The sequence below is a fragment of the Ruegeria sp. BI11 genome, assembly GCF_056538005.1.
The window spans coordinates 107,729-120,847 of the sequence record NZ_JBQFSM010000003.1 but is presented as its reverse complement, the minus strand read 5'-3'; the positions used below and the strand labels follow the sequence as shown (position 1 = coordinate 120,847).

General features: G+C 59.8%; 10 protein-coding genes. 4 read left to right on the top strand and 6 right to left on the bottom strand.

The annotated features are described in order from the left end of the window. Window positions 1-3: 3 nt before the first annotated feature. A complete protein-coding gene (locus ACR0DT_RS08965; protein WP_480710393.1) occupies window positions 4-2,199 on the bottom strand; it encodes a primosomal protein N' in 2,196 nt (731 codons plus the stop codon). 90 nt (window positions 2,200-2,289) lie between these two features. Here ACR0DT_RS08965 and fsa point away from each other — a divergent pair, with 90 nt between their 5' ends. The 3 genes from fsa (at window position 2,290) to ACR0DT_RS08950 (ending at window position 4,766) form a co-directional block, all read left to right on the top strand. Further along, the gene (fsa, locus tag ACR0DT_RS08960) at window positions 2,290-2,943 is read left to right on the top strand and encodes a fructose-6-phosphate aldolase (protein WP_170351720.1); all 654 of its coding nucleotides are present in this window, start codon (window positions 2,290-2,292) and stop codon (window positions 2,941-2,943) included. A 198-nt stretch (window positions 2,944-3,141) separates the two neighbouring features. Then, window positions 3,142-3,849: a DUF484 family protein gene (locus tag ACR0DT_RS08955; protein WP_480710392.1), complete on the top strand. Its 708-nt coding sequence runs from the start codon at window positions 3,142-3,144 to the stop codon at window positions 3,847-3,849. Continuing rightward, window positions 3,846-4,766 (top strand): tyrosine recombinase XerC, encoded by a 921-nt coding sequence (locus ACR0DT_RS08950; protein ID WP_480710391.1) that lies wholly within the window; start codon window positions 3,846-3,848, stop codon window positions 4,764-4,766. The genes ACR0DT_RS08955 and ACR0DT_RS08950 overlap by 4 nt, the downstream gene beginning before the upstream one ends. Here the strand turns inward: ACR0DT_RS08950 and ACR0DT_RS08945 are convergent, their stop codons facing one another. Then, window positions 4,767-5,261 (bottom strand): hypothetical protein, encoded by a 495-nt coding sequence (locus tag ACR0DT_RS08945; protein ID WP_480710390.1) that lies wholly within the window; start codon window positions 5,259-5,261, stop codon window positions 4,767-4,769. It lies immediately after the preceding gene. Window positions 5,262-5,527: 266 nt separating this feature from the next. Between ACR0DT_RS08945 and ACR0DT_RS08940 the strand changes: the two genes are divergently transcribed. Further along, the gene (locus tag ACR0DT_RS08940; protein WP_480710389.1) at window positions 5,528-6,241 is read left to right on the top strand and encodes a CDP-alcohol phosphatidyltransferase family protein; all 714 of its coding nucleotides are present in this window, start codon (window positions 5,528-5,530) and stop codon (window positions 6,239-6,241) included. Here the strand turns inward: ACR0DT_RS08940 and ACR0DT_RS08935 are convergent. The 4 genes from ACR0DT_RS08935 to ACR0DT_RS08920 form a co-directional block, all read right to left on the bottom strand. Further along, window positions 6,226-6,693, bottom strand: a complete 468-nt coding sequence (locus tag ACR0DT_RS08935) for a hypothetical protein (protein ID WP_480710388.1) — start codon at window positions 6,691-6,693, stop codon at window positions 6,226-6,228. The two genes, ACR0DT_RS08940 and ACR0DT_RS08935, sit on opposite strands and share 16 nt — an antisense overlap. A gap of 76 nt (window positions 6,694-6,769) precedes the next feature. Beyond that, the gene (locus ACR0DT_RS08930; protein ID WP_480710387.1) at window positions 6,770-7,225 is read right to left on the bottom strand and encodes a methylated-DNA--[protein]-cysteine S-methyltransferase; all 456 of its coding nucleotides are present in this window, start codon (window positions 7,223-7,225) and stop codon (window positions 6,770-6,772) included. A gap of 76 nt (window positions 7,226-7,301) precedes the next feature. Next, the gene (gene ileS / locus ACR0DT_RS08925; protein ID WP_480710386.1) at window positions 7,302-10,214 is read right to left on the bottom strand and encodes an isoleucine--tRNA ligase; all 2,913 of its coding nucleotides are present in this window, start codon (window positions 10,212-10,214) and stop codon (window positions 7,302-7,304) included. A 164-nt stretch (window positions 10,215-10,378) separates the two neighbouring features. Next, window positions 10,379-13,066: a DUF2339 domain-containing protein gene (locus ACR0DT_RS08920; RefSeq protein ID WP_480710385.1), complete on the bottom strand. Its 2,688-nt coding sequence runs from the start codon at window positions 13,064-13,066 to the stop codon at window positions 10,379-10,381. Window positions 13,067-13,119 lie beyond the last annotated feature (53 nt).

The window sequence follows — 13,119 nt, the reverse complement described above, 5'->3', positions numbered from 1 at the left end:
AGGTCAATAAAAGCTTTGCGGGTCGATATCAACGGTAAGACGAATATCACCTTTTAGGCGAAGCGGTGCGATCCAACGGGCGATAGCGCTCTGAATCGGGGCACCTTTCGGGGCCTTGACCAGCAGGCGCACGCGATGCCTGCCACGGATACGCGCTATCGGCGCGGGGGCCGGGCCGAAGACTTGCGCATCGATCTCGCGCAGCGCCGCATCGTTGCGGGCCATGGCATTGCCGATATCAAAGACGGGCCCTACCTCTGGTCCAGATAAAACGATACCAGCCATCCGCCCATATGGCGGCACTCCAGCGGCCTGCCGTCCGGCGGCCTCGGCTTTCCAGAACCCCTCTTCATCTCCTGAAAGAATGGCGCGGATCACCGGATGTTCCGGCTGGAACGTCTGCAACAATGCCTGCCCCGGCTTGTCTGCCCGTCCAGCCCGCCCAGCGACTTGCCGCATCAACTGGAACGTGCGTTCGGCGGCGCGCAGATCGGCGCCATGCAAGCTGAGATCGGCGTCGATCACGCCCACCAGCGTCAGCTTGGGAAAGTTATGTCCCTTGGCCACCAGTTGCGTGCCGATGATAATATCCGCGTCTCCCTCGGCAATCTCCTCAATCTTGGCTTTCAGGGCACGTGCCGAGCCGAACAGATCAGAACTGAGCATCGCGATCGTGGCCTCGGGGAAGGTCACCTCGGCCTCTTCCGCAAGCCGTTCTATCCCAGGGCCGACCGGGGCCAGCTTGCCTTCCGCACCGCATGAGGGGCAGGCGTCAGGCATCGGCTTGGTCTCACCGCACTGGTGGCACATAAGACGTTTCAGAAACCGATGCTCGACCATCCGCGCGTCACAGTAATCGCAGGCAATCTGTTCACCACACGCTCGGCACAAGGTGACCGGCGCATAGCCCCGGCGGTTGATGAACAGCAATGATTGCTCACCCCGTTTGATCCGCTGCCGCACCGCCTGCCGCAGGGACGGGGAAATCCAAGTTCCCGGCTGCATCTGTTCGGCCCGCATGTCGATGGGCTTCATCTCTGGCAGCACCGCCGCGCCAAAGCGTGAGGTCAGGTCGAGACGTTCATATTTCCCCGCCTCGGCATTGGCCCAGCTTTCCAGCGACGGCGTCGCGCTGGCCAGAATCACCCGCGCGCCGCATATGGCCGACCGCAGGACTGCCATGTCGCGGGCGCTGTAATGCACGCCGTCTTCTTGCTTATATGACGTGTCGTGTTCCTCATCGACCACGACCAACCCAAGATCCCGAAACGGCAAAAACAGCGCCGACCGAGCGCCCACCACCAGTTGCGCATCCCCCTGCCCGACCATCCGCCAAACCCGACGGCGTTCCGTCATGGTTGCGCCCGAATGCCATTCAGCCGGACGCGCGCCAAACCGCGCCTCGACCCGCGTCAGGAATTCGGCGGTCAGGGCAATCTCGGGCAGCAAGACCAGCGCCTGCCGCCCCATCCGCAGCGCCTCGGCCACAGCCTCCAGATAGACCTCTGTCTTGCCCGAACCTGTCACCCCTTTCAGCAACGTGGTGCCATAGTCGCCGGTCCGCTGACCGGTCTGTAACTTAGCAACCGCTGCCGCCTGATCTTCGGTCAGCGTCTTGCCAGGCAAATCCGGATCCAGATGCGGATAGGGCAGATCGCGCGGGCTGTCCTCCTCGCGCACGGCACCCTGTTTCACCAAGCCTTTGACGACAGACGATGTCACCCCCGCCTGCTCTGCCAATTCCTTCAGCGTAAACGCCAGCCCGCCATAATCCCGCAAAATCTCCAATACGCGGGTCCGCGCATCGGTCATGCGGTCTGGCTCACCTTGTCCCAAGCGGTAAATCTTGCGCATTGAGGGTGGATCACCCAATCCCGGCGCGCGGGTAGCAAGCCGCAGCATCGCAGGCATCGGTGTCAGCGTGTAATCGGCAACCCGCCCCAGAAACACGCGCATCTCTTCGCGCATCGGCGCGACCTCAAGCACGCGGATCACCGACCGGGCCTTGCTCAGATCAAAGTCGCCCTGCCCCGCCCCCCAGACAACGCCTAAAACTTTGCGCGGGCCCAGTGGAACTTCGACAAACGCGCCCAGAAAACACCCACCCTCGGGCGCTTTGTAATCCAGCGTCCGGTCCAGCGGTTGTGCGGTCAACACCGCCACCAGCTCACCTTGGTCGAAATACTCCTGAGTGCTCACCGCATATCCTTGGGCCGGGGGGTTTCAGCATGGGTCTCTTTGAGGTAAAGGCATCCGCGACCAAGGCCAACCCATCAAAGGACTGCCCTCATGAAATTCTTCGTAGACACCGCCGAGATCGACGCCATTGCTGAACTAAATGATCTGGGCATGGTGGACGGCGTAACCACCAACCCCTCGCTGATCCTGAAATCGGGCCGCGACATTCTGGAAGTGACCAAAGAGATCTGTGATCTGGTCGACGGCCCCGTGTCCGCAGAAGTGGTTGCGACCGAAGCCGACGACATGATCGCCGAAGGCCGCAAGCTAGCCAAGATCGCACCGAATATCGCCGTCAAAGTGCCGCTGACCTGGGCCGGCCTGAAAGCCTGCAAAACGCTGACGGACGAAGGCCAGATGGTCAACGTGACCCTTTGCTTCTCGACCAATCAGGCGATTCTGGCCGCCAAAGCGGGTGCAACCTTCATCTCGCCCTTTATCGGCCGTCTGGATGACATCAACCTTGACGGTATGGACCTGATTGCCGACATCCGTCAGGTTTATGACAATTATGGGTACGAGACTGAGATTCTGGCAGCTTCGATCCGCACCGTGAACCACGTGACAGATAGCGCCCGCATTGGTGCCGACGTGATCACCGCGCCGCCTGCCGTGATCAAGAAACTGGCTGACCACCCGCTGACGGACAAGGGTCTGGAAACCTTCCTGGCCGACTGGGCCAAGACAGGTCAGAAAATCCTCTGATTATCTAACGCACCCGCGCGGCGCCGTCAGGCGCCGCGCCCGGCCCAACTGCAAAAACTGATCTTTTGATCAGAGCATTGCAGGCGGGAGCCTTTCCGACACATCTCAGCGTTAATTCTACCTTTGCCTGCATTTTTCCCAAGGCAATTGCACCAACCCGTGTTATAAGCCGCTCAACAAAAAAAGACCGGACGGGACATGAGCAGCAACACCAAACTCAAGGATAATCTCCGCGCCGCGATTCTGGCCGAGCCAGACGCCGTGCTGGACGACAAGGATCTGATGCAGGCGCTGGTCGCTGCCAATGAGCAGGCGCGCGGTGACAATGTCATCGACCTGCGCGGCATCGCCATGCAACGGCTCGAGGCTCGGTTGGACCGGCTTGAGGACACCCACCGCTCGGTCATCGCAGCGGCTTACGAAAATCTGGCAGGCACAAATCAGGTGCACCGCGCCATTCTGCGCCTTCTGGAACCGGTCGAGTTCGAGGATTTCCTGCGCACGCTTGGCGGCGAAGTGGCCGAGATCCTGCGTGTCGATCACATCACGCTGGTTCTGGAAACAACCGTGATGCAGGAAGACCAGGCAATCGAAAAGCTGGGCGGCGTACTGACCGTGGTCGAGCCGGGCGCGATCAACGCCTATCTCAGCCAGGATCGTGGAGGCCCCGCACGCGAGGTTGTTTTGCGTCAGGTACCGAAGCCAAGCCCGCGGATTTTCGGGGCCACGGCCAGCCAGTTCCGGTCCGAGGCCTGTCTGAAGCTGAATCTGGGTGAAGGGCGCTTGCCCGGCATGATCGTCATGGGGTCCAAGTACACCAACCACTTCACCCCGCAGCTGGGCACCGATCTGTTGTCGTTCTTTGCCGGCGTGTTCGAACGATCGATGCGCCACTGGTTGTCGTGAGCCTGATTTCTCCATCCTGTCGCGATGCACTGCAGCATTGGCTGGACAGTCTGGGGGCATTAGCCGGGCGGTCTGAGAATACGCAGACCGCCTATCGCGGTGATGTTACCGAATTCCTGTCCTTTATGACCTTGCATCACAGCGAACGGCAGGGGCTGGCGGCATTGGCCCGGATCACCGTATCCGACATGCGCGCCTGGATGGCCGATCAGCGCGCATCGGGCGTGGGCGCACGGTCGCTGGCCCGCAAGCTCTCGGCCGTCAAAAGCTTTTATCGCTGGCTGTCCGAGCGTGAGGGTTTCGAGCCCACAGCCGTGTTGTCGACCCGCGCACCCAAGTTTACTAAAAAACTACCCCGCCCACTGGCCGAAGATGCCGCCCGGGCCATGATCGACACAGTCGAACTGCAATCGAACAGTGACTGGGTCGCGGCCCGCGACGTGGCCGTGGTTACGCTGCTTTACGGATGCGGGCTGCGCATTTCCGAAGCGCTCTCTCTGACCGGCGCGGATGCACCCCTGCCCGAAACCTTGCGCATCATAGGCAAAGGGGATAAAGAGCGGATCGTTCCGGTTCTGCCCGCCGCCCGTTCCGCCGTTGACCACTACGTGCGGCTTTGTCCGCACCCGCAGGCCACGGACCAAGCGCTGTTTCGCGGTGTGCGCGGCGGCCCGTTGAACCCCCGCGCCATCCAGGGGGTGATGGCCAAGGCCCGGATGCAACTTGGCCTACCCGCAACAGCCACGCCGCATGCAATGCGGCACAGCTTTGCCACGCACCTGCTGTCCGCCGGAGGAGACCTGCGCGCCATTCAGGAATTGCTTGGCCACGCATCGCTTTCAACCACACAGACCTACACAGCCGTGGATACCGCGCGGTTGATGGAGGTCTACAACCGCGCGCATCCAAAGGCATGATTAATCAAGCTTCAGCTTGATTGGCTTATAGCCGTAAGCGTCGCCCTCTTTCTCGCCACTTACCGATCCGGCCAATGCACCGCCAACAATGCCGCCGACCAGAACACCGGCGCCGATTGCATTCGCCTTGCGATTGTCAGCCGAAAGATTGGACGGTTCGACTGTCTGGGTATGGGCTTTATCCCCCACCAGACAATTGACCTGAAGGGGTTGTGTGTTTTTTCCATAGCTGGGCAGGTTGACGATTGCTGGGGTGGTCACATTCGCCGCAAAACCATCACCGGTCAGATCGCACGTCGCTGGAATACTTGAGTTACCATCCCTCAATACGCGAACGCTTGTCGCCCTGAAGCCTAAGACCCCCTGTTGCGCGCTGTCCGTGGCAAACTCGACATTTTCGGCATTCCCTTTGGCTTTTAGGATGCTTTCCTGTTTCGTTGCGCATGCCGTGCAAATCAAAGACAGCATGACAATAGAAAGGGGTGCGATTTTCATTTTTATTCTATTCCGTTTTGGCTGATTCTATTGTTGTGCAACTACGGCTGTTAGAGGCACAACCACGGTCTAAAAATGAATTACGTGGTTCGCGTTAAAGGATAGTTTCCACGATGCGGTAAGTTTGCTACACATGCGGCTTGCCTTGTTAAACAGTCCAAGTCAGTCCAGTAGTGTAGTGGTCAAAACTCACCTTATCCTGACCATATACTCCGCCGCAGGCTTTTTGCTTTGCATCTGTCGAACGCATCGTACATGAACCCTGCATGACTCTTAGATTCAAAGCACTTTCCGTCCATTTGTTCACCGCCACCGGTGCCGTTTTTGCAATGCTGGCCATGCTGGCCGCTGTCGAGGAAAAATGGAGCCTGATGTATTTGTGGCTGGTGGTCTCGTTCATCGTGGACGGCATCGACGGCCCGCTGGCACGGCACTACCATGTCAAAAAGAACGCGCCAGAGTTTGACGGGGTGCTGCTGGATCTGATCATCGATTATCTAACCTATGTTTTCATTCCGGCCTTTGCGTTGTTCAAATCCGGGTTGATGGACGGCTGGACGGGATGGTTCGCCATCATCGTCATCACCTTTGCCAGCGCGATGTACTTCGCCGACACACGCATGAAAACAAAGGACAACTCCTTTTCCGGCTTCCCCGGGTGCTGGAATATGTTCGTGATCGTCATCTTCGCGCTGGAGCCCAACTTCTGGGTCATTCTGCTGCTGGTGTCGCTGCTGTCCCTAGCGATGTTCCTGCCGCTGAAATTCATCCACCCGGTGCGGACCGAGCGTTGGCGCATGGTGTCGTTACCGATGGCTTTTGCCTGGACATTCTTTGCGGGTTGGGCGGCCTGGGTCGATTTCCACCCCGAAAGCTGGGCCCATTGGGGGCTGGTAATTACCAGCCTCTACCTAGTCTTCGCAGGCATTGCGCAGCAAATCATTCCACAGCGCAAGAGTGCAGATTACAAGACGTCCTGAACCTCGAACTCAGTGCCATTGTGGGTGAATACATCACCTTCTTGCAGGCCAACCATGGCCAGATAAATCGGGCTTTGGGTTGAGATACCCATATAGGTCTTGCCGTCCACATCGAACCGAGTGGTCGAAACGCAGACCACGAAACGGCGGTTGTTGAACTTGACTACGGCGCCGGGCCGCACCGTATCTGTGATGCTGAAATCGGTGTTTTCGATCACGTCGATCTTGGCGTGATGCGCATGTACAGGGGCATCAAAGGCCGCCGCCAGATCCGCGTTCTCGCGTGAGGCTGCGATATCATCCTTGTCATGGCCTTCCCGGTCATCCAGCTGAGAATCCTTCAGGAAAGCGTCGTAGTGGGCCTGTGCCGTCGCTAATTCTTGCTCTTCCAGCGACATCAGTCGGTCGATGATGGCCTTCTTACGGACGGCCGGGTCTGTTGGGGCAGTCATGCAATGCGATCCTTTGAATTCTCTATCTGATACAAATTGAGCATCAACCAGCCGGATTGCAACAGAATTCAACGTGTCAGATCAATAGCCCCGCTGCCCGTTCGTGGCGTAACAGAGCAACTTTCGTCTCAATTCCACCATCCCCCGAAAAGCCACCCAGACTGTTGGCAGCAAGTACCCGGTGGCAGGGAATGATCACCGGAATCGGGTTGGCTCCACAGGCCTGACCCACCGGCTGAGGCGGATGGCCCAGTTCCTTCGCGATATCGCCATAGGTCCGGGTTTCACCCAGCGGGATGGCGTACATCAGATCGCAAACCTGTTGCTGAAAATCGGAACCGGCGACGCGATATGGCAGGTCAAACTGATCCAGTTTCCCCTGATCATAGGCCCTCAGCTGCGCGGCGGCCTCTTGCAGCAGCGGGGTTTCGGGGCCCTCATTTCGGCCATTCCACACAAGGCGCGTCAGGGCACCGTCGGTTTCTTCGACACCAAGGAGACCAAACTGGGTTTCAACGGCAATCATCGGCATGAGCGCAGCGTTTCAGATCGCCAGGCTCTGCGCAAGAAAAGAAAAACCCCCGGCGGGTGGGTCGGGGGTTTGATGGTTAGCTCAGCGCCTCGTCGCAACGCCCGCAGACGCCCTCATGGGAGTGGCGACCCACATCGGGCAGGATTTTCCAGCAACGCTGACATTTGTTTCCCTCGGCCTTTTCAAACAGCACCGCAACGCCTTCGATTTCGGGCACGCGGAACGCCTCGGCAGGGGCCGGGTCGCCGGTGACGGTCAATCCGGAAGTGATGCACATGTCATCCACGTCGAAGGTCGCCAGCAGATCGCGGGTGTCGCCATCCTCAACATGAACAATCGGGGCCGCTTCGAGGCTGGACCCGATCACCTTGTCCTGACGCTGGATTTCCAGCGCGGCAGTTACGGCCCGGCGCACGCGGCGAACCTTGGCCATGTTGGTTTCCAGTTCCGCATCGCGCCAGTCGGCGGGCGTATCCGGGAAATCCACCAAATGGACCGAGCTGTCATCGCCCGGGAAACGCTCAAGCCAGACCTCTTCCATGGTGAAAACCAGAACCGGGGCCAGCCATGTGGTCAGCCGGTGAAACAGGATATCCAGCGCGGTGCGTGCAGCACGGCGGCGCAGGGTGTCGCCGTCACAGTACAGCGCATCCTTACGGACGTCGAAATAGAACGACGACAGGTCAACGGTGGCGAAGGTGAAGACCGCGCTGAACACGCCCTGGAAGTCGAAAGATGCATAGCCTTTGCGCACCTGCTCATCCAGATCGGCCAGACGGCTGAGCACCCAGCGCTCCAGGCGCGGCATATCCGCCGGATCAACGCGATCCGCCTCGGTGAAGTCAGCCAGCGACCCCAGCATGAACCGCATGGTGTTGCGCAGACGGCGATAGCTGTCGGCAGTGCCTTTCAGAATCTCCGGCCCGATCCGCTGGTCAGCGGTATAGTCGGTCTGAGCCACCCACAGGCGCAGGATATCGGCGCCGTATTGCTTGACGACCTCTTCCGGCACGATGGTGTTGCCCAGCGACTTGGACATCTTGTTGCCCTTGGCGTCCAGCGTGAACCCATGGGTCACAACGTTCCGGTACGGTGCCCGCCCTTTGGTGCCACAAGCTTGCAGCATCGACGAATGGAACCAACCACGGTGCTGGTCGGTGCCTTCCATGTAAACGTCGGCGATGCCGTCTTCGGTGCCATCCTCACGGTCGCGCAGAACGAAGGCGTGGGTTGACCCCGAGTCGAACCAAACATCCAACACGTCGAACACCTGATCGTAGTCATCCGGGTTGGCGATGCCGTCGAGGATCTTCTCTTTGAACCCGTCGGTGTACCAAACATCCGCGCCGTCTGTCTCGAACGCCGCCTTGATACGGGCGTTGAGGCCTTCGTTGCGCAGCAGGTAATCCGCGTCGGTCGGCAGAGCGCTTTTTTTGGTGAAGCAGGTCAGCGGCACGCCCCAGGCGCGCTGACGCGACAGAACCCAGTCCGGGCGCGCCTCGATCATCGAATAGAGGCGATTGCGACCGGTCTGCGGCGTCCATTTCACCAACTCGTCGATGGACCGCAGAGCGCGTTCCCGGATGGTGTCCCCCATCTCGCCCATACCGTCATCCAGCTTGCGATCAACGGATGCAAACCATTGCGGCGTGTTGCGGTAGATGATCGGAGCTTTCGAACGCCACGAATGCGGATAGCTGTGTTTGATCTTGCCACGCGCCAGCAGACCGCCGACCTCCACAAGTTTGTCGATGACAGCCTTGTTCGCGTCACCCTCGCCGCCCTTGCGGGACAGTATATACTTGCCGCCAAAGAACGGTAGATCGGCGCGGAACGAGCCGTCATCCATCACGTTATAGGTGATGACCTGTTCCAGCATGCCCAGATCGCGGTACAGCTCGAATTCCTCCATACCGTGCGAGGGCGCACAGTGGACAAAACCGGTGCCTTCGGTATCGGTCACGAACTCAGCGGCGCGGAAGTCGCGGATATCGTCCCATTCGCCATTGCCACCCTCGGCCCCGGCCAGCGGGTGGGTCAGTTGCACACCTGCCAGCTCATCAGTGGTCACGTCACGGACGCGGGTCCACTGATCGTCGTTCAGACGGGCGCGGCCCAGCACATCGGCGGCCAGATTGTCGGCCAGCAGGAACTTGTCGCCCACCGCAGCCCAGCATTCGTCGGGTGCGCCGGTGACTTCGTACAGGCCATAGGAGATGTCCTTGCCAAAAACGACAGCCTTGTTCGATGGCATGGTCCAAGGCGTCGTCGTCCAGATCACCACGAACGCGTCATCCAGATCGCCCGCATTCAAAACCTTGAACTTCACCCAGATGGTGAAGCTTTCCTTGTCGTGGTACTCGACCTCGGCCTCAGCCAAAGCGGTCTTTTCGATGGGCGACCACATCACGGGCTTCGAGCCCTGATAGAGCGTGCCGTTCATCAGGAACTTCATGAATTCGTCGGCGATCACGGCTTCGGCGTGATAGTCCATGGTGATATAGGGATCGGCCCAGTTGCCGGTGATGCCCAGACGCTTGAACTCTTCACGCTGGATGTCGATCCAGCCCTCGGCGAACTTGCGGCATTCCTGACGGAAGTCGACGGCGTTCACCTCGTCCTTGTTCTTGCCCTTTTTGCGATACTGTTCCTCGATCTTCCATTCGATCGGCAAGCCATGGCAATCCCAGCCGGGCACGTAACGCGCGTCAAAACCCATCATCTGATGGCTGCGCACGATCATGTCCTTGATCGTCTTGTTCAGCGCGTGGCCGATATGCAAGTGACCGTTCGCATAGGGGGGGCCATCGTGCAGGGTAAAGGGCGCGCGGCCCTCTTTTTCACGCAGGCGGTCATAGACGCCGATGGTCTCCCACCGCTCCAGCCATGCGGGTTCGCGTTTCGGCAGACCGGCGCGCATGGGGAAATCGGTTTTGGGCAGGTTCAGCGTGTCTTTGTAATCAGGTGTCTGGATCGTGTCGGCGCACATTGGGGGCGTCCTTTGGATGATCTGGTCGTACTAGGTGCGAAGCGGTCGGTGCGAGTTCTCAAACACCTTTGCCCGGCGTCTCAGAGGGTCAGAGCGCCGGGGATATAATTCGAATAATGATGGCCATCCGGTCATACATGGCCGCGCTTATAGGACGCCCGCGCCTAATGGTCCAGAGGTTCCGCCTGCTGCGGCGAATAGCGCAGCTTGGCCCAACGGTTGAGCCACGCAAGCCCGGCCAATGCGAGACCCAGCGCCAGCAACGAGAACACGCGGATCAGCCCGCCCAGACCAGCGATATCGATCAGGAACACTTTGGCGACGGCCAACCCGATCACCGCCAGACCGGCCTTGCGCATCAGGTCGGACCGGCGCGCCAGTGACTGGTAAAACAGCACCGCACCAATCGCCAGCAGGGCCATGGTATAGGTGTAAAGTTCGGGTTGGGTCACACCGTTCCCCTCATACATCCCCGCAGCGCCCTGCCAGATATGGCGGATCATCAGCCCCAGCCAAATGGCCGCCAGACCGCCAGCCAATCCCCAACTGGCGCGTTTCAGCCACCGCGGGGTTGCGTAAATGCGCCAGACTGAGAAGCCAATAATCAGCGCAGGCAGCAGATAGGCTACCGCCAGCGTGTTAAGAACCGGAGGCCCCAGTACCGGTGGCACAGCTGTGCTGAGCAGCGGGTTTGCCTCGGCCACTGCCTGCGCCAGCCGCAACAAGCCGTGACCGGCAAAGAACGCGGCCAGCAGGTAGCGGACGTAGTTCAGCTTGCCCGCCAGCTCCAACCGCTGGACTTGTGCGAAAGCCAGCAGCAACCAGATGATCGCTAGCAGGCCCAGACCCCAATGACTGTTGGTGGCGTTGCCTTCACCAAAGCTTTGCAGCCAGCGTTCTAGCATTAGGGAAATCAGGATGCCCCCGGTCGCCCAGGCCGCGCTTTCCAGCAGCAGGCCCGCCACCGGACGATGCAGCGGCCGCAGCAGCAACCACCCGATCACAAAACCCGCAGTGCTTCCGCCGTAGACCAGCACCATCTCGGCCACTGGCGCGTAGCTGGCCCAAACAAGGCCCGGAGTCAGGACCAATCGCACAGTGATGGTGAACACGCCTGCCCATATGAACCAACTCATCGGGGGCAGCGTGAATTTGCGATCCAACGCCGCCGCTACGACGACCATCACTACCAGTGCGATGGTCAGCGCCGCCGAGCTAAGAACGATGACGCAAGCAAAGCTTAGACATGACAGAGCCGATATCGTCGCGAGAGCCGGGCGCATCCGGTTCTCGCCATCCACGCGTGCAAAGCGTTCCGCCAAGCCGACCATCAGCACGCCCAACGCAATTGCGTGCAGGGCCCAGGGGTACGCTCCGATGACCTCGGTCGGATGCCAACCGACTTCAAGCGCGATGGCCAATGCGGGGGCGAGTACCGCCGCTGCCCCCGCCCATATTGCCGCGTATTTCTGTGCCTGCATCGACTGCCACGCCGCCGTGAGCGAAATCACTGCACCAAGGGCCGTCAGAACGGTCACCACCCAGGGGAAATCTGCTTCGGGCGTTTCTGCATAGGTTTCGGCAAACTGACTCAGCACGACCCCATTGTCCCAGCCATGCATAAGGACAAACCAGATAAGACCTAACGCAGGCAGAACCGTGGCGTCTTGCAACGCCTCGGCCCGTTTTGCCCACAACATCAATCCAAGGGTCATCCCCGACAGCAGCACAATTCCCAGCCAGAACTCATCTACGCTGTCCGCCCAGTGCAGCGACAGGATTGCTGCACTGACAGCAACCGCACCAAAACCCAGCCGCGTCGGGAATTCCGGCCACGCATCGCCCTTTTTGCGCCATAGGATCGCACTGATCATTGATCCGCCATGGTCCGGCCAGATCCGCCGGACCGGAATTGCGATGGCTATCAGGGCCAACGCCGTCACGCCGATCAGGTATTCGGCCTCGGTAATGGGCGAGGACAACACCAGTAGTAGGCTGGCAATATAAGCCCCAACCAAAGTCAGAACCGAAATCCATGCCCAACGCCGCACCGTGTCGATTCCCAATCCCAGAACAGCGATGACGAAGAAATAGGCGTACAGCCAGCTTGGATCTTCAGACGCGCCTCCGACCACGAATGGGGCGGAAAACGATCCGATCAATCCGACCGCGGCCAGCAAAGGACCGTGAAACCAGCCCAGCACAAGACCTACCACAGAGACAGCAACCATTGCGACCAGTGCGCCCTCGGCGCCGATCAGATCATAGAGCTGCCGCGCGGCCAGAACGCCTCCGAATAGCGTGACCAGCCCAGCACCGGAAAAGACCGAGGGCAGATAGGCAGTTGCCGTGCTTTCGTCATCCCCGTATTTGCGACGGATGATCTCACCGGCACCGATCAGAGCCGCGCCGAAAAGCAAAGCCGCGATCACCCGTGCGGCTGGCGGCAACAGCCCGCTTTCAACGCCGTATTGAACCAGAAATATCCCCGCCAGCGCCAGCGAAAGCGCCGAGACCGCATAGAACCAGTTCTCGCGCAACCAGTTTGTCAACGCGGCCAACCGATCCTCGCGGAAGACAACGGCTGCGGGTGGTGTTTCTTCGGTAGGCTGCTGGACCCGTTGCGCCTTGGCGGCAGACCACGGGGCGGGCTTTGACGGCTTGCCCGGTTTCTCGGTTGGCTTGCGCACCTCGGCCCGCCGAGGCTCCGGCACATCAGCACCCAGTGACCGAATTTGCTGCTCTAACTGATCGACCCGGCCGCGCAGGCGTGAATGGCTGACCAACAAAACGACAATGGTGACCGGGATGGCCAATACGATCAATCCGACAAGGACAAGAAGGGATTCCAATGGGCACTCCGGGTGGTTTAAACGTCAGGCTACCCGAGGCATGCAATCTGTAA